Below are 15,916 nucleotides of genomic sequence, written 5' to 3' on the forward strand. Positions count from 1 at the left end.
ATGCCCGACCTGAGCACCACGGGCGCGGCCGACCTGGTCGCCGCGCTCGACATCGGCGGTACCAAGACCACCGCCGCCCTGGTCACCGCCGGGGGAGCGGTCGTCGGCCGGCGCACCGCACCGACGCCGGGTCGCTCCGGTGCGGTCGCGGTGCTCGACACCGCCGCCGGCCTGGTCGAGAAGCTGCGGGCGGACGTGCCGGGTGTCTTACTGGCGCTCGGCGTCGGCAGCGCCGGAGTCATCGACAGCGGCTCCGGCCTGGTGCTGTCCGCCACCGACGTGCTGGCCGGGTGGACCGGCACGGACCTGCGCGGCGACCTGAGCCGGCGCCTGGGCGTGCCGGTCACCGTGGTCAACGACGTGCACGCCCACGCGCTGGGCGAGGCGCGTCACGGCGTCGCGGCCGGGTACGACACGGTGCTCTACGTCGCCGTCGGCACCGGCGTCGGCGCGTCGTTCGTCCTCGGCGGCACCGTGCTCGCCGGTGCGCACAGCGCGGCCGGGCACGCCGGGCACCAGCCGTCCCCGTACGCCGGATCGCTGCCCTGCACCTGTGGCGGGCGCGGGCACCTGGAGGCGATCGCCGCCGGGCCGGCGCTCGCCGCCGAGTACGTCCGGCGTACCGGGCGGCCGGTGGCCGACCTGCGGGCCGTCGCCGCGCTCGCGGCGGACGGCGACGAGACGGCCCGCGAGGTCGTCCAGCTCGGCGGCGCGGCCGTCGGGTCCGCCGTCGGCGGCCTGGTGAACGTGCTCGACCCCGCCGCCGTGGTGATCGGCGGCGGCGTCACCGGCCTCGGCGAGCCGTGGTGGCGGGCGCTGCGCGACGCGGTGCCCGCCGAGACGCTGCCCGCGCTGGCCGGCGTACCGGTCCTCGCCTCCACCCTCGGCCCCGACGCGCCGCTGCTCGGTGCCGCCTCGCTCGCCTGGAAGGTCTCATGAACGCGCTCGTCGACCAGCTCCGTGACCGCCTGGTGGTCTCCTGCCAGGCGTACCCGGGTGAGCCGATGCGCGACCCGGACACCATGCGCCGGGTCGCGCTCGCCACCGCCCGGGGCGGGGCCGCGGGTATCCGCGCCCAGGGTCTGGCGGACATCGCCGCCATCCGCGCGGCGGTGGACCTGCCGCTGATCGGGCTCTGGAAGGACGGCGACGACGACGTCTTCATCACCCCGACGCTGGAGCACGCGCTGGCCGTCGCCGACGCCGGGGCGCACGTCGTCGCGCTCGACGGCACGTCCCGGCCCCGGCCCGACGGCCGGACCCTCGCCGAGACGATCGCCGCCGTGCACGAGCGCACCGGCGCGCTGGTGATGGCCGACTGCTCCACACTTGACGAGGGCGTCGCGGCCGCCGCCGCCGGCGCCGACCTGGTCGGCACCACGCTCGCCGGCTACACCGCGTACACCACAAAGGGCGACGGGCCGGACCTGGGCCTGGTCGCCCGGCTCGCCGCCGCGGTCGACGTACCGGTGGTCGCCGAGGGACGCATCCACACCCCGGAGCAGGCCGCGCGGGCGCTGCGGGCGGGCGCGTGGACGGTGGTCGTCGGCACCGCCATCACCCACCCGAGCACCATCACCGGCTGGTTCGCCGCCGCCGTCCAGGAGGCTGCGTCGTGCCGCTGACCGACCTCGACCTGGCCGGCTGCCTCGCGTACCGGCCGGAGCTGGACGTGCCGGCGGACCTGGACGCCTTCTGGGCGCGCACGCTCGACGGCGGCGGCGACCCGGAGGCGGCGGTCTACGAACCGGTCGACACCGGGCTGACCCAGATCCGGACGTACGCCGCCACGATCCCCGGTTTCGGCGGCGAGCCGGTACGCGGATGGCTGCACCTGCCCGCCGGTACCGACGGGCCGCTGCCCTGCGTGGTCGAGTACCTCGGCTACGGCCGGGGCCGGGGCCTGGCGCACGAGAAACTGTTCTGGGCGGCGGCGGGCTTCGCGCACCTGATCATGGACAGCCGGGGTCAGGGCTGGAGCGCCGCCACCGGCGGCACGCCCGACCCGCACCCCTACCCGGCCGGCACCGTGCCCGGCTTTCTCACCCGGGGGGTCGCCGACCCGGCGGAGCACTACTACCGGCGGCTGATCACCGACGCGGTGCGCTTCGCCGAGGCCGCCCGGCGGCACCCGGCCGTCGATCCCGCGCGGGTGGCGGTGACCGGCTTCAGCCAGGGCGGCGGCCTGGCCCTGGCCGCCGGCGCTCTGTGCCCGGACGTCGTGGCGGTCCTGCCGGACGTGCCGTTCCTGTGCGACATCCGCCGGGGCGTGCGCGTCGCCGGGCCGGACAGCCCGTACGCCGAGGTCGTGGAATACCTCGCGCTGCACCGCGACCGCGCCGACGAGGTGTTCCGCACCCTGTCCTACCTGGACGCCGCAGTGCTCGCGCCCCGCGCGACCGCGCCCGCGCTGTTCTCGATCGCCCTGCGGGACCAGGTCTGCCCGCCGTCCACCTGCTTCGCCGCCTACCACCGCTACGGCGGCGACAAGGACGTGCGGGTGTACGAGTTCAACGACCACGAGGGCGGCGAGGCCGCACACCAGCGCGAACAGCTCACCTGGCTGCGCGGGATCCTGGGTGCCTAGCTGACGCGTTCCACCACGTAGTCGGTCAGCTCCAGCAGGAAGCGGCCGTCCTCGGTGTCGGCCGCGGCGCCCAGCGCCCGCTCACCCGCACGCCGGGCGGCGAGCGCGAGTTCCCGGGCGCTGCGCCGCGCCGACTCCACGCAGTCGTACGCGAGCAGCCGCCCGTGCAGCCAGCGCACCTCGGCGTCGGTGCGCTCCGCGCGAGTCCGGCTCAGCAGCCGCACGAGCCGTTCGCGTTCCTCCGGTGTGCACCGCCGCATGAAGTCGATCAGGATCAGCGTGCGCTTGCCCTCCCACAGGTCACCCGCGATCTCCTTGCCGTACCGGGCGTAGTCGCCGGTGAGGTTGAGCGCGTCGTCCTGGATCTGGAACGCCGCACCCAGATACCAGCCGTACCGGTCGAGCACGTCGACGGCGTTCTCCCGGCCGGTCGCCACGAGGATGCCGGTGCGGCACGGGTAGATGCACGTGTACCAGGAGGTCTTCTTCAGGCACATCCGGTAGTAGTCGTCGGCGTCCAGGTCGCACACGTTGTCGCGGATCCAGCCGATCTCGATGGCCTGCCCCTCCAGCGAGTGGCGCATCATCAGCTCGGTCTCGGTGAACAGCCGCCAGGCGATCCCGGAGCCGAGTGCCGACCGGTTAGCGGCCAGCCGCCGCAACGCCAGCAGGTTCGTCATGTTGCCGACGTTCAGTGCCGCGCCGACGCCGTACTCGGCGTGCAGCGTCCGCCCGCCGCGCCGCTGTTCGCTTTCGTCCTGGATGTCGTCGTGGATGAGGAACGCGTTGTGGAACAGCTCCACCGTCACGGCGGCGTTGAGGCCCACCGCGTCGCCGCCGCCGAACGCCCGGCACGTCGCCAGGCACAGCGCGGCGCGCAGCCCCTTGCCCCAGCGCCGCGGGTACTCCGCGACCAGGTCGTAGAGGTAACGCGGGCCGCCGTCGGGCACGTCGTCGAGCAGCGCGCCGAGGGCGAGCCCGCGATAGCGCTCCAGCATCCGTTCCACGTGCCCGCCGGCCACCCCGGCGGTCGGCGCCATCGCGCGGCTACCGGCCCGCCGGCCGCTTCGGGGCCGGCGACGCGAGCCGGTCCGCGAGCCCGTTCGCGACCTCGGGGGCCAGCCGCGCCAGATTGAGTACGGTGTCCAGCGCGTCGTGCGCGTCCGAGGTGTACCGCCGGATCACCTCGCCGCGCTGGTCGTCGGCCATCTTCAACTGCCCGACCACAGTGTCGATGAGGGCGTGCCCGTCGGTGCGGACCCGCGCGACCAGTTCGTCGAACGCCTCCGGGTCGACCCGGCGGCTCTCGGTCAGCTTCTCCTCGAGCCGCCGTGCGCCGGCCAGCCCCGCCGCGAGTTCCTCCTCCAGCACCGTGGCCGCGTGGGTCACGGTCTCCGAGGTCTCCTCGGCCACCTTCTCGAAGCGCTCGTTCGTGCGCTCACGCTTGCCGTCTGTCATGGGCGAAGTGTCACCGGACCAGGGACGACACACCAGGCGAGTGTCGCCATGGTGACTGAGCGTGGCCAGCCCGGGCAGCCTTCGCGACTGGGTACGGGTACTCAGCGCGGTACCGTCTCGTCGCTCATGTGCCGGCGTTGCGGCGTCGACAGGATGCTTGTCATGGCCGAGACGCTGCACCGACACGCCGCCTTGCGTACCGTCGACACGCCGCTGCCCGCCGAGGCCGCGCTGGCCCCCGCCGGCCGCGCGGTCGCCGCGCTGGCCCGGCTCGTCGCCCACCACCCGGCCGGCTGGCGCTGGCTGGCCCGGCGCCACCACCCGGTCCTCGATCGGCTCGCCGCCGCGAACGCGCGGTCGACCTGCGTGCGCGCCGCCCGGCGGGTGCCCGCGTACCAGGCGTTCCTGCGGGCCCGCCCCGGCGGCCTGCGCCGGCGGCTGCGGGACTTCCCGGAGACCGACAAGCGCGGGTACGTGATGGCGTACGACGCCTCCGCCCGGTGCCGGGACGGGCGGATGCCGGAGCGGGGCGTGGTGGTCGACGAGTCGGCCGGCTCGTCCGGGCGGCCGTTCAACTGGCCGCGTGGCGAGCGGGAGCTGCGGGGGGTGCACCGGGACATCGCCGGCTACACCGGGCTGGCGTTCCCGATGCGTCGCCCGTTCGTCATCAACGCGTACTCGATGGGCGCCTGGGCGACCGGCACCACCACCGGCGCGGCGATGGCCCGGATCGCGACGGTGAAGAACACCGGCCCGGACCTCGGGAAGATCGTCGACACGCTGCGCGAGTTCGGCCCCGGCCACGACTACCTGGTGACCGCGTACCCGCCGTTCCTCAAGCACCTGCGGGACCGGCTCGACGCGGAGGACTTTCCGTGGTCGCGGTACCGGATCTTCGCCAGTTGCGGCGGCGAGGGCATGACCGAGGCGCTGCGCGACTACCTGGAGCAGCGGTTCGTGCGGGTGCGGTCGGCGTACGGTGCGTCGGACCTGACCATCGGCATCGGTGCGGAGACCCGGTTCACGGTCTGGCTGCGGCGGCGGCTGCGCACCGACGCGGGGCTGCGCGCGGAACTGCTCGGGCGCGGCGAGCAGCGGCTGCCGATGGTGTTCCAGTACAACCCGTTCGCCACCTACCTGGAGACCAACGAGCGGCGGGAACTGCTCTGCACGGTGACGAGCCCGCACGTGCTCCAGCCGCGGCTGCGCTACAACGTCGGCGACGAGGCGCTGCTCGTGCCGTACCGGCGGATCGTCGAGCTGGCCCACGCCGACCCGGTGCGCCGCGCCGAGTTCCGTACCGCCGCGGCCGAGGAGCGGATGACGCTGCCGCTGCTGCTGCTGTTCGGCCGCAGCGACTCCACGGTGTCCTACCTGGGCGCGAACCTCTATCCGCAGGACGTCGAGTACGGCCTGTACACCGGGAACCCGTACGCCGCCGAGATCAACAGGTTCTGCCTGACGCTGCACGAGGACGCGGCGCTGGAGACCCGGCCGGTGATCCACGTCGAGCTGCGCCGCCCGCTGGACACCGCGGCCCGCGCGGCGCTCGCCGACGCCTGCCGCGACGGGGTACGCGCGCACCTGACCTCGGTGTCGCGGGACTTCGCGCAGTCCCTGGTGGAGGACCCGACCGCCGGTGACCTGCGGGTGGAGCTGCACGAACCGGACGGCGGCCCGTTCGCCGCCATGCAGAAGATCAAGAACGTCTACCTGGTGAGGTGAACGATGCGTACCCGTGACTTCTCCCGCGCCCCGGCCCAGGCCCGCGCCGGCGCCATGTTCATCGGCGGCACCCGGTACGCGAACCCGCTGGTGCTGCTGCGCCTGGCACCCGACTGGATCCGGATGGTGCGCGACATGCGCCGGATGTCCGGCTACTGCTGGCACACCGTCTACTGGCAGTTCCCGCTGACGCTCGGCACGATCGCGTTCTTCACCGACCGGGACGCGCTGCTGCGCTTCGCCCGGACGCGGCACCACCGCAAGCTGATGATGTGGCTGACCGACGGCGACCGTAACGCCACCGCCGGGTTCATCCGGCTCTACACCGCGTCCCCGGACGGCTACTCCAACGGCGCGTGGCGGGCCGAGGACGGCGCGATGGGCCACATCGAGCGGTTCACGCCGCTGGGCGCGGAGACGACCGGACCGGCGGTGCGCCGGTGACCGGCCACCGGTTCGAGCGCGTCACCGGCCGGCGCGGCCTGCGCGACTTCCTCGCCCTCACCGACCGGCTGTACGCGGGCGAGCCCCGGTACGTGCCGACGCCCCGGCAGCAGATCCGCCGGTGGTGGCGCGACGGCGTGCCGATGTACGTGCTGCGCGACGCCACCGGCGCCGTGGCCGGGCGGACCACGCTGCACACCGACGCCGACCTCGACGCCAAGCTGGGCCGCCGGTGCCAGCTGTTCGGGCTCACCGAGTTCACCGAGCCCGCCGCCCGGCCGCTGTTCGACGCGATCGCCGCGCACGCCACACCCGGCCGGGACCTGCTGTTCGGGCCGGTGGCGCTGCTGCCCAACCAGGCCGGCGGCGTGATCACCGCCGGGTACGCCGACCGGGGTTTCGTGGACAGCGCGTGGAACCCGCCGTACTACCCGGACGCGTACGAGGAGAACGGGTTCACCGGGCGGTTCGTCTCCGACACCTGGATCTGCCCGGTCCCGCCGCCGGCCGGGCCGCCGCCCGCGCTCGGCGTGCAGCCCGACGGCTCCCGGCTGGAACTGCACCGGGGGAACACCCGGCGGCTCGACGAACAGCTCGACCTGCTGCGCGGGATGCTCAACGACTCCTTCGCCCAGCTCGGCTACTACACGCCGATCTCGGCGGCCCAGCTGCGGCGGCAGACCGACGGCCTGGCGTACCTGCTGGACGAGTCCCTGCTGCTCTACCTGACCCGCGACGGGCGCCCGGTGGCGTTCGTGCTCTGCGTGCCGGACATCAGCGACTTCCTGGTCGCGGTGCGCGGCGACCTGAACCCGGTCAACCAGCTGCGGCTGCTTGCGACCCGCCGCCGCTACCGCCGGGAGGCGGTGCTGATCGTCAAGGGCGTGGTGCCGGAGTTCCAGGGGCGCGGCTATCAGCGGCTGCTCTCCGCACACCTGCACCACAACCTGCACGACGGCGGCTACGCGGCGCTGCGCAGCACGTACGTCGGGCGGGACAACCCGGCCTCGGCCGCCCAGTACCGGCGCCTCGGCGGGCGCCCGCTGCACGGCTACACGTTCTACGCCAAGGAGCGGTGACCATGGACCTCGCCGCGTTCCGCGCGCTGGAGCCGCTGTGCTGGCGGGCACCGAGCGCACACAACACCCAGCCGTGGCGGCTGCGCTACGAGCACTGGGCGATCACCGTCGGCTGGGACCCGGCCGACGCGCTGCCCGCCGGCGACCCGGCCGGGCGGGACCTGCGGCTGTCACTGGGCGCCTTCGTGGAGACCTGCCTGATCGTCGCCGCCGACGCGGGGCTGCGGCTGGACTGGGCCGCCGACCACGACGAGTCCGAGCGGCGGGTGGGGCGGCTGCGACCGGCACGGCAGCCGTACCGGACGCCGTTCCGCACCGCCGACGTGCGGGACCGGCGTACCCACCGGGGCCGGTTCACCGGCGGCCCGGACGCCGACCTGGTCGCCGCCGTGGACGCGGTCGCCCGCCGGGCCGGTGGCGCGGTCCGCGCGGTGCCGGCGGCCGGGCGGCTGCGCGCGTTGCTGCGCACTGCGGACCGGCAGGTGTACGCCGACCCGGCGGTGGTCGCGGAGCTGCGCCGCTGGCTGCGCCTGGACCGGTCGGGCCCGCGCTACCGGGCCGACGGGCTCAGTGACAGGTGCCTCGGGCTGGGCCGGGCCACGGCCACCGGGCTGCGGGCGGCGCTCGCGGCGTACCCGGCGTTGCGCCCGCTGGGGCTGCCCCGGTTGCTCGCCGCCGCGGGCGGTGATCCGCTGGCGCAGGGCGGCGGGGTGCTGGCGCTCGTCGCGCCGCCCGGTCTGGACGCGGCCGGGCAGGTCGAGTTCGGACGGGTGCTGATGCGGATGTGGCTGACGCTGCACACGGCCGGGCTGGCCGCCCACCCGCTCAGTCAGCTCGTCGACGTGGCCGCCACCCGGGACGCGCTCGGCACACTGCTGGACGTGGCGCCGGAGCGGATCGTGCACGTGGCCCGGGTGGGCCGGCCGGCCGGCCCCGCGCCCCGGTCGGCCCGGCGAGTGGAGCGCGGATCGGATCTGTTAGCGGTAACACCCCTTGACGCGGTGTTACTCCATACATGAGAGTCCATGGTGGCTGATGTGTCGCCCGGTCGGGAGCCCTGGGCGCGTAGTGGCAGGAATGCGGCGTCCGGGTGCGCGCGTGTGTGCTGTTAGCGATAACAGCGCCGCCGCGCACCCGGGCCCATCTCTGATCTGCGCGGTTGGGAGCAACCATGTCCGAAGTGACACGACGAAACATCATCAAGGCCACGGCGGCGGGTGCCGGTGCCGCGCTGGTGCCGGCCGCTTGGAGCGCGACCGCGCGCGCCGGCTCGGCGGCGCCACCACAGGTGCTGGCCGCGAACGACCTGGCGCTCTGGTACGACGAACCGGCCGGCACCGACTGGCTGCGCGCCCTGCCGATCGGCAACGGGCGGCTCGGCGCGATGGTGTTCGGCAACGTCGACACCGAACGGCTCCAGCTCAACGAGGACACCGTCTGGGCCGGCGGCCCGTACGACTCGGCGAACACCCGGGGCGCGGCCAGCCTGGCCGAGATCCGCCGCCGCGTCTTCGCTGACCAGTGGACCTCTGCACAGGATCTGATCAACCAGACCATGATGGGCAGCCCGGGTGGGCAGCTCGCCTACCAGACCGTCGGGGACCTGCGGCTCGCCTTCGGCTCGGCGAGCGGGGCGACGCAGTACAACCGGACCCTCGACCTCACCACCGCCACCGTCACCACCACCTACGTCCAGGGCGGCGTACGGCACCAGCGGGAGGTGTTCGCCAGCGCGCCCGACCAGGTGATCGTGCTCCGGCTGACCGCCGACCGGGCGAACGCGATCACCTTCTCCGCCACCTTCGACAGCCCGCAGCGGACCACAGCGTCCAGCCCGGACGGCGCGACCATCGCCCTCGACGGCATCTCCGGCTCGATGGAGGGGGTGAACGGCTCGGTGCGCTTCCTCGCGCTGGCCAACGCCGCCGTCACCGGAGGCACGGTCAGCAGCTCCGGCGGCACGCTGCGGGTGTCCGGCGCCACCAGCGTGACGGTGCTGATCTCGATCGGGTCCAGCTACGTCAACTACCGCACCGTCAACGGCGACTACCAGGGCATCGCCCGCAACCGGCTGAACGCGGCAAAGGGCGTCGACGTCGACCAGCTCCGCACCCGCCACCGCGCCGACTACCAGGCGCTGTTCAACCGGGTCACCATCGACCTGGGCCGCACGGCCGCCGCCGACCAGCCGACCGACGTGCGGATCGCGCAGCACGCGAGCACCGACGACCCGCAGTTCGCCGCGCTGCTGTTCCAGTTCGGGCGGTACCTGCTGATCTCCTCGTCGCGGCCGGGCACCCAGCCGGCGAACCTCCAGGGCATCTGGAACGACTCGCTGACGCCGTCCTGGGACTCGAAGTACACGGTCAACGCCAACCTGCCGATGAACTACTGGCCGGCCGACACCACGAACCTGTCCGAGTGCTTCCTGCCGGTCTTCGACATGGTCAAGGACCTCACCGTCACCGGCGCGCGGGTCGCCCAGGCGCAGTACGGCGCCGGCGGCTGGGTCACCCACCACAACACCGACGCCTGGCGGGGCGCGTCGGTGGTGGACGGCGCGTTCTGGGGCATGTGGCAGACCGGCGGGGCCTGGCTCAGCACGCTCATCTGGGACCACTACCTGTTCACCGGCGACAGCGGATTCCTCCAGGCCAACTACCCGGCACTGAAGGGCGCCGCCCAGTTCTTCCTCGACACCCTGGTCGCCCACCCCACGCTCGGCTACCTGGTGACGAACCCGTCGAACTCGCCGGAACTGGCGCACCACGCGAACGCCAGCGTCTGCGCGGGGCCCACGATGGACAACCAGATCCTGCGCGACCTGTTCGACGCGGCGGCGCGGGCCAGCGAGGTGCTCGGCGTCGACGCCACGTTCCGGTCCCAGGTGCGTACAGCAAAGGACCGGCTGCCGCCGAGCCGCGTCGGCTCCCGGGGCAACGTGCAGGAGTGGCTGGCCGACTGGGTCGAGACCGAGCGCACCCACCGGCACGTCTCCCACCTGTACGGGCTGCATCCCAGCAACCAGATCACCAAGCGGGGCACCCCGGCGCTGTACGAGGCCGCCCGCAGGACGCTGGAGCTGCGCGGCGACGACGGGACCGGCTGGTCCCTCGCCTGGAAGATCAATTTCTGGGCCCGGCTGGAGGACGGCGCCCGCGCCCACAAGCTCCTGCGTGACCTGGTCCGCACCGACCGGCTCGCGCCGAACATGTTCGACCTGCACCCGCCGTTCCAGATCGACGGCAACTTCGGCGCCACCTCCGGCATCGCCGAGATGCTGCTGCACAGCCACACCGGCGAGCTGCACCTGCTGCCCGCGCTGCCGACCGCCTGGCCCGCCGGGCGGGTCGCGGGCCTGCGCGGCCGGGGCGGCTACACGGTGGCGCTGGCCTGGACGGTCGGCCAGGCCGACGAGATCACCGTCCGGGCCGACCGTGACGGCACGCTGCGACTGCGGTCCCGGCTGTTCACCGGGAGCTTCACCCTCGCCGACGTCACCGACGGCAGCACACCGGCCACCACCCGCCCGGAGTCCGACGTCGTCGCGCTCACCGTCCGCGCCGGCCACACCTACCGCGCGGCCCGGCCGGGCGTGACACCCTCGCCGACGGTGACAGCGACGCCGACCTCCACGCCGTCACCGACCCCGACGCCGACCACCAGTTCCCCGGCGCCGTCCGGCGCGCGTGCCACGTACTCGATCACCGGCTCCTGGTCCGGCGGCTTCCAGGCCGAGGTCACGGTGACCGCCGGCACCACCGCGATCCGTGGCTGGACGGTGTCCTGGACGTTCCCGAACGGTCAGGTCATCAACCAGATCTGGAGCGGCACGCACACCCAGAACGGCGCGAACGTGACGGTGCGCAACGTCGACTACAACGGCTCACTGCCGGCCGGCGGCTCCACCACGTTCGGCTTCATCGGCTCGGCGGGCGGCGCCAACAACCCGCCGACGAACATCACCTGCACGACCACCTGACCACCGCGCGCCCCGCCCGGCCACCCGGCCCGGGCGGGCGCGTCGCACAGCCGATCAGGCCAGCAGCGTCTCGCGCAGCCGCGCACCCAGGTTCAGCTCGCCGACCACGCGGGGACCGGCCGGGTCGTACACGGCGATGCGGTGGTTGCGGCGCATCATCTCCCGCACCGCCGGCGGCAGCCGGGGCGGGTCGTCCATCGTCGCGAGCACCCGCGCGCCGGTGCCCATCAGCCGTTCCACGAGCGTCGCGCTGTCGGTGTCCACACGCACCCGGCCGAACTCCCAGCCGACGGTGGTCAGGTCGAGCACCTCGAACAGGCGCGTCACGAACGGCTGCGGGTCGGTCACCCGGTCCAGCCGGTCGGCCCGCCCGCCGACCACCGCCACGGCGGCGGTGACCTGAGCGTACGGGTGCAGCCCGCTGGGCAGCGCGCCGAGCGGCCAGCGCAGCGCCGGCCCGGCCTCCTTCCACAGGGGACGGTAGTTGCGGCGGTGCACCAGCAGCCGCCGCCCGGTACGCCGGAACACCTCCTGCGCCTGCCCCTGGAGGTCGGCGTGCGCCTGGTCGGCGGCCTCGCAGACGATCCCGGCGGCCACCACGAGACCGTCGTCATCGGACAGCAGCCGGGTGATCGCGTCGGCCTGCTCCGGGAACCGGAGGCGGGCGTGCGCCCCGTAGGACTGCCGCACGTCCCGCAGCAGCTCCTGCTGACGTGTGGGGTCCAGTTCGACCCGTCCGCCACCGAGCAACCGCTGGAGCCAACCCATCGCGCCTCGCTTCCGTCGCCGTCTGCGGACCGGGCAATGCTAGTTCGTCGGTCGGAGCTCGTATGGTGACGGGGTGACCGATCGATCCCTGACCCTGATGGCGGTGCACGCTCACCCCGACGACGAGGCGACGAGCACCGGTGGCGTCCTGGCCCGCTACGCGGCCGAGGGCGTCACCACTGTGCTCGTGACGTGCACCGACGGTGCGTGCGGAGACGGACCCGGCGGGGTCAAGCCGGGCGAGGACGGGCACGACCCGCGGTCCGTGGTGGACATGCGCCGCGCCGAGCTGGCCGCGAGCTGCGAGGCGCTGAAGGTGACCCACCTGGAGACGCTCGACTACGGCGACTCCGGGATGATGGGCTGGGCGACGAACGACGCGCCCGGCGCGTTCTGGAACACGCCGGTGGCGGAGGCGGCCGACCGGCTGGCGGAGCTGATTCGCCGCTACCGCCCCGACGTGGTGGTCACCTACGACGAGAACGGCTTCTACGGCCACCCGGACCACATCCAGGCCCACCGGATCACGATGGCCGCGGTCGAGCAGACCGGCATCCCGGCCAAGGTCTACTGGACCACAGTGCCGCGCAGCGCGTTCCAGCAGTTCGGCACGATCATGCGCGAGATCGGGGTGGAGTTCCCCGAGCCGGAGGCGACCGACGAGATGCCGGCGCTGGGCCTGCCGGACGACGAGATCACCACCTGGGTCGACACCAGCGGCTACGGCGGGCAGAAGTTCGCCTCGCTCGCCGCGCATGCCAGCCAGGCGGAGAACATCTTCTTCCTGCGGCTGGGGCAGGAGCGGTTCACCGAGCTGATGGGCATGGAGACGTTCGTGCGGGTGCGGGACACCACCGGCGCGGCGACGCCCGAGGACGACCTTTTCGCCGGGCTGCGCTGACCGGTCGCGGGCCCGGTCCGGGGCGGTCACCGGTTCACGCCGAGACGGTCTGGGCGGCCAGGTGCGCCAGCACCGCGCCCACGTCGCCGTCGGTCTCGGCCATGATCCGTCGTTGGCGGGTGGCGCCGGTGCCGTCCCGGCGTACCCGCTCCAGCTCGCTTCGGACCAGGTCCAGGTCGCCGTGGCGGGCCAGCGCGGGCGTGACGGTGACGACCAGGTCGTCGACGAGGTCCCAGGCGGGCCGGGGCCGTCCGGTGCGCAGGTCGACGAGCCGGCCGTCGACGCCGTCGTGGGCGGCCCGCCAGTGCGCGGCGGCGACCAGGCAGTCCCGGATGCGGAGGGCGGGCACGCCCGCGCGGACGTCGTCGATCAGCGTCGCCACGAGCGCCCGGACCAGCCCGGCGACCAGCACGGTGTCGTCGACAGTGGGGCACACGTCGCCGACCCGGACCTCCACCGTCGGGTACGACGCGGACGGGCGCGCGTACCAGTAGACCATCGCGGCGTCGAGCATGATCCCGGCGGTGATCAGGTCCGCCACCGTGGCGTCGTAGTCGGCGGCGGAGTCGAAGTGCGGTGTGGGTCCGATGCTCGGCCACCGTTCCAGCTGCATCGAGCGCCAGCTCGCGTGCCCGGTGTCGCGCCCGTCGTGCAGCGGCGAGTTCGCGGTGAGCGCCTGCACCACCGGCAGCCACGGGCGCAGGTGGTTGCAGACCTGCACGGCCAGTTCCCGGTCGGGCACGCCGACGTGCACGTGACAGCCGCAGACGGCCGGATCGTGGGCGACCGGGCCGAACCGGCGGGACATGTCGTGGTAGCGCTGCTCGTCGGGCACCGTGCGGTGAGCCTCGCAGACCGGTGTGGCACCGACGGCGACCAGCCGCGCCCCGGCCGCGTCGGCCGCCCGGGCGGCGGCCCGGCGCAGCGTGACCAGGTGTTCGCGCAGCTCCCCGAGGTCCGGGCTGACCGGCGTCACCATCTCCACCATGCTGTGCCGGAACTCCTGTCGGCTCTGCTCGCGGGCGGTGCCGGAGAGCGCGTCGCGTACCCGGTCGGCGACCGGCATGCTCTCGCCGCTGACCGGGTCCAGCAGCAGGAACTCCTCCTCTACCCCGAGGGTCAGGACGGCGGGAATCTCGGGGGTGGTGGTGGCGGCGGTGGTGGTGGTGGGCCGCGGCCTCACCGACGGCTCCACCGGCACGGAACTGGCGGCGGACCGTCGTGAGTCGGGCTCATATCCCGACGGTACGAGGGCGGACGACGGTCCGAAGCCGTTTCCGCCGACCACCGCCCCCACGGGTGGCGGGAGCGGTGGCGGTGCGGATCAGCAGTCGAAGTAGAGCGCGAACTCGTGCGGCGTGGGCCGCAGGCGCACCGGGTCTACCTCGTTCGTGTTCTTCCAGTCGACCCAGGTGGAGATCAGGTCGTCGGTGAAGACCCCACCGTCGAGCAGGTAGTCGTGGTCGACCTCCAGCGCCGCCAGCGCCTCGGGCAGCGAACCGGGCACCTGCTTGACGTCGCCCCACTCCTCCGGCGGGAGGTCGTACAGGTCCTTGTCGATCGGCGCCGGCGGCTCGATCTTGTTCTTGATCCCGTCCAGGCCGGCCATCAGCATCGCGGCGAACGCGAGATACGGGTTGCTGGACGGGTCCGGGACGCGGAACTCGACGCGCTTGGCCTTGGGGTTGCTGCCGGTCACCGGGATGCGGGTGCAGGCGGAGCGGTTGCGCTGCGAGTAGACCAGGTTCACCGGCGCCTCGAAGCCGGGCACCAGACGCCGGTAGGAGTTCACCGTCGGGTTGGTGAAGGCCAGCAGCGACGGGGCGTGGTGCAGCAGGCCACCGATGTACCAGCGGGCGGCGTCGGACAGCCCGGCGTAGCCGGTCTCGTCGTAGAACAGCGGCTCGCCGCCCCGCCACAGGCTCTGGTGGGTGTGCATGCCGGAGCCGTTGTCACCGAAGACCGGCTTGGGCATGAAGGTCGCGGTCTTGCCGTGCGCCCACGCCTCGTTCTTGATCAGATACTTGAAGAGCTGGAGCTGGTCGGCCGAGTGCAGCAGCGTCGAGAACTTGTAGTTGATCTCCGACTGCCCTCCCGTGCCCACCTCGTGGTGCGACCGCTCGACAGTGAAACCGGCGTCCACCATCCGGCGGACCATGCTGTCGCGCAGGTCGGCGTAGTGGTCCACCGGGGGAACCGGGAAGTAACCGCCCTTGTAGGCGGTCTTGTAACCCCGGTTGCCGCCCTCCTCGATCCGCCCGGTGTTCCAGGCGCCCTCGATCGAGTCGATGTAGTAGAACGACTGGTGCGCCGACGTCTCGTGGCGGATCGAGTCGAAGATGTAGAACTCCGCCTCCGCGCCGAAGTACGCGGTGTCCGCGATGCCGCTCGCCGCCAGATACGCCTCGGCCTTCTTCGCCACGTTGCGCGGGTCGCGGGAGTAGGCCTCCCGGGTGAACGGGTCGTGGACAAAGAAGTTCAGCGCGAGCGTCTTCTGCGTGCGGAACGGGTCCACGAACGCGGTCGCCACGTCCGGCAGCAGCAGCATGTCGGACTCGTGGATCGACTGGAAACCACGGATCGAGGAGCCGTCGAAGGCGAGGCCGTCGGTGAACACGCTGTCGTCGAACGACTCGACCGGCAGGTTGAAGTGCTGCATCACGCCGGGCAGGTCACAGAAACGTACGTCGACGAACTTCACGTCCTCGTCGGTGAGGTATCGCAGGAGTTCCTCGGAATTGGCGAACACACGTCCTCCTGGCAGGCGTCGTTGATCCTGGCCACGTCCCGTGGCCGGACCGCCCGGGGACATGGCCCGTACCGCCACCGTACGACGGCTCGCCCGGCCCGGCTCGGCAACCGCCCATCCGGGTTTCCTACGCCACAGGCCGGGTAGTCGCCGTACCCGGCGGACCGCCCGGGAGACGACGCGGCGGGAGGTTGGCGTGGTGGGTGCTCCTCGGCTGACCGGT

The 15,916-nt window shown here is 73.2% G+C and carries 14 protein-coding genes; 9 read left to right on the forward strand and 5 right to left on the reverse strand.

Annotation, left to right across the window (positions count from 1 at the left end):
• The 3 genes from AB0C17_RS12105 to AB0C17_RS12115 are packed head-to-tail and all read left to right on the forward strand — an operon-like array spanning window position 1 to window position 2,587.
• Window positions 1-939: an ROK family protein gene (locus AB0C17_RS12105; RefSeq protein WP_357478289.1), complete on the forward strand. Its 939-nt coding sequence runs from the start codon at window positions 1-3 to the stop codon at window positions 937-939.
• A complete protein-coding gene (locus AB0C17_RS12110; protein ID WP_357384914.1) occupies window positions 936-1,625 on the forward strand; it encodes an N-acetylmannosamine-6-phosphate 2-epimerase in 690 nt (229 codons plus the stop codon). The genes AB0C17_RS12105 and AB0C17_RS12110 overlap by 4 nt, the downstream gene beginning before the upstream one ends.
• Window positions 1,616-2,587 carry an acetylxylan esterase gene (locus tag AB0C17_RS12115; protein ID WP_357478290.1) on the forward strand — a complete coding sequence of 324 codons (972 nt, stop codon included), beginning with the start codon at window positions 1,616-1,618 and terminating at the stop codon, window positions 2,585-2,587. Before AB0C17_RS12110 ends, AB0C17_RS12115 begins: the two co-directional genes overlap by 10 nt.
• On the opposite strand, the gene AB0C17_RS12120 is transcribed toward AB0C17_RS12115, so the two are convergent.
• Both AB0C17_RS12120 and AB0C17_RS12125 read right to left on the reverse strand, forming a co-directional pair.
• On the reverse strand, window positions 2,584-3,627 hold the full coding sequence (locus AB0C17_RS12120; protein ID WP_357478292.1) for a polyprenyl synthetase family protein: 1,044 nt from the start codon (window positions 3,625-3,627) through the stop codon (window positions 2,584-2,586). The genes AB0C17_RS12115 and AB0C17_RS12120 overlap by 4 nt on opposite strands.
• Before the next feature lie 7 nt (window positions 3,628-3,634).
• Complete coding sequence (locus AB0C17_RS12125) at window positions 3,635-4,045, reverse strand: hypothetical protein (protein ID WP_357471155.1); 411 nt, start codon at window positions 4,043-4,045, stop codon at window positions 3,635-3,637.
• A gap of 162 nt (window positions 4,046-4,207) precedes the next feature.
• On the opposite strand from AB0C17_RS12125, the gene AB0C17_RS12130 reads away from it, so the two are divergent.
• The 5 genes from AB0C17_RS12130 (at window position 4,208) to AB0C17_RS12150 (ending at window position 11,275) form a co-directional block, all read left to right on the forward strand.
• Window positions 4,208-5,770 carry a phenylacetate--CoA ligase family protein gene (locus AB0C17_RS12130; protein WP_357384922.1) on the forward strand — a complete coding sequence of 521 codons (1,563 nt, stop codon included), beginning with the start codon at window positions 4,208-4,210 and terminating at the stop codon, window positions 5,768-5,770.
• 3 nt (window positions 5,771-5,773) lie between these two features.
• The gene (locus tag AB0C17_RS12135) at window positions 5,774-6,214 is read left to right on the forward strand and encodes a hypothetical protein (protein WP_013285846.1); all 441 of its coding nucleotides are present in this window, start codon (window positions 5,774-5,776) and stop codon (window positions 6,212-6,214) included.
• A complete protein-coding gene (locus AB0C17_RS12140) occupies window positions 6,211-7,293 on the forward strand; it encodes a hypothetical protein (RefSeq protein WP_357384925.1) in 1,083 nt (360 codons plus the stop codon). The genes AB0C17_RS12135 and AB0C17_RS12140 overlap by 4 nt, the downstream gene beginning before the upstream one ends.
• 2 nt (window positions 7,294-7,295) lie before the next feature.
• Window positions 7,296-8,312 carry a nitroreductase gene (locus AB0C17_RS12145; protein ID WP_357471145.1) on the forward strand — a complete coding sequence of 339 codons (1,017 nt, stop codon included), beginning with the start codon at window positions 7,296-7,298 and terminating at the stop codon, window positions 8,310-8,312.
• 152 nt (window positions 8,313-8,464) lie between these two features.
• Window positions 8,465-11,275: a glycoside hydrolase N-terminal domain-containing protein gene (locus AB0C17_RS12150; protein WP_357471140.1), complete on the forward strand. Its 2,811-nt coding sequence runs from the start codon at window positions 8,465-8,467 to the stop codon at window positions 11,273-11,275.
• 54 nt (window positions 11,276-11,329) lie between these two features.
• On the opposite strand, the gene AB0C17_RS12155 is transcribed toward AB0C17_RS12150, so the two are convergent.
• Complete coding sequence (locus AB0C17_RS12155) at window positions 11,330-12,043, reverse strand: hypothetical protein (RefSeq protein WP_357384929.1); 714 nt, start codon at window positions 12,041-12,043, stop codon at window positions 11,330-11,332.
• 73 nt (window positions 12,044-12,116) lie between these two features.
• Here AB0C17_RS12155 and AB0C17_RS12160 point away from each other — a divergent pair, with 73 nt between their 5' ends.
• Window positions 12,117-12,944 carry a PIG-L family deacetylase gene (locus AB0C17_RS12160; protein ID WP_357384931.1) on the forward strand — a complete coding sequence of 276 codons (828 nt, stop codon included), beginning with the start codon at window positions 12,117-12,119 and terminating at the stop codon, window positions 12,942-12,944.
• Window positions 12,945-12,978: 34 nt separating this feature from the next.
• Here AB0C17_RS12160 and AB0C17_RS12165 read toward each other — a convergent pair whose 3' ends face one another.
• Together AB0C17_RS12165 and glnA are read right to left on the reverse strand one after the other, a co-directional pair.
• Window positions 12,979-14,127 (reverse strand): glutamate--cysteine ligase, encoded by a 1,149-nt coding sequence (locus tag AB0C17_RS12165; protein ID WP_357384933.1) that lies wholly within the window; start codon window positions 14,125-14,127, stop codon window positions 12,979-12,981.
• 141 nt (window positions 14,128-14,268) lie between these two features.
• Window positions 14,269-15,693 carry a type I glutamate--ammonia ligase gene (glnA, locus tag AB0C17_RS12170; RefSeq protein ID WP_357478294.1) on the reverse strand — a complete coding sequence of 475 codons (1,425 nt, stop codon included), beginning with the start codon at window positions 15,691-15,693 and terminating at the stop codon, window positions 14,269-14,271.
• Window positions 15,694-15,916 lie beyond the last annotated feature (223 nt).

The organism is Micromonospora sp. NPDC048887 (assembly GCF_040649715.1).
In the GTDB taxonomy this organism is placed as follows: Bacteria; Actinomycetota; Actinomycetes; order Mycobacteriales; family Micromonosporaceae; genus Micromonospora.

What these genes read in the sequence shown, in the direction of transcription:
- AB0C17_RS12105 (WP_357478289.1), top strand. Translation starts at nt 1, where the DNA reads ATGCCCGACCTGAGCACCACGGGCGCGGCCGACCTGGTCGCCGCGCTC.
- AB0C17_RS12110 (WP_357384914.1), top strand. Translation starts at nt 936, where the DNA reads ATGAACGCGCTCGTCGACCAGCTCCGTGACCGCCTGGTGGTCTCCTGC.
- AB0C17_RS12120 (WP_357478292.1), bottom strand. Translation starts at nt 3,627, where the DNA reads ATGGCGCCGACCGCCGGGGTGGCCGGCGGGCACGTGGAACGGATGCTG.
- AB0C17_RS12125 (WP_357471155.1), bottom strand. Translation starts at nt 4,045, where the DNA reads ATGACAGACGGCAAGCGTGAGCGCACGAACGAGCGCTTCGAGAAGGTG.
- AB0C17_RS12130 (WP_357384922.1), top strand. Translation starts at nt 4,208, where the DNA reads ATGGCCGAGACGCTGCACCGACACGCCGCCTTGCGTACCGTCGACACG.
- AB0C17_RS12135 (WP_013285846.1), top strand. Translation starts at nt 5,774, where the DNA reads ATGCGTACCCGTGACTTCTCCCGCGCCCCGGCCCAGGCCCGCGCCGGC.
- AB0C17_RS12145 (WP_357471145.1), top strand. Translation starts at nt 7,296, where the DNA reads ATGGACCTCGCCGCGTTCCGCGCGCTGGAGCCGCTGTGCTGGCGGGCA.
- AB0C17_RS12150 (WP_357471140.1), top strand. Translation starts at nt 8,465, where the DNA reads ATGTCCGAAGTGACACGACGAAACATCATCAAGGCCACGGCGGCGGGT.
- AB0C17_RS12155 (WP_357384929.1), bottom strand. Translation starts at nt 12,043, where the DNA reads ATGGGTTGGCTCCAGCGGTTGCTCGGTGGCGGACGGGTCGAACTGGAC.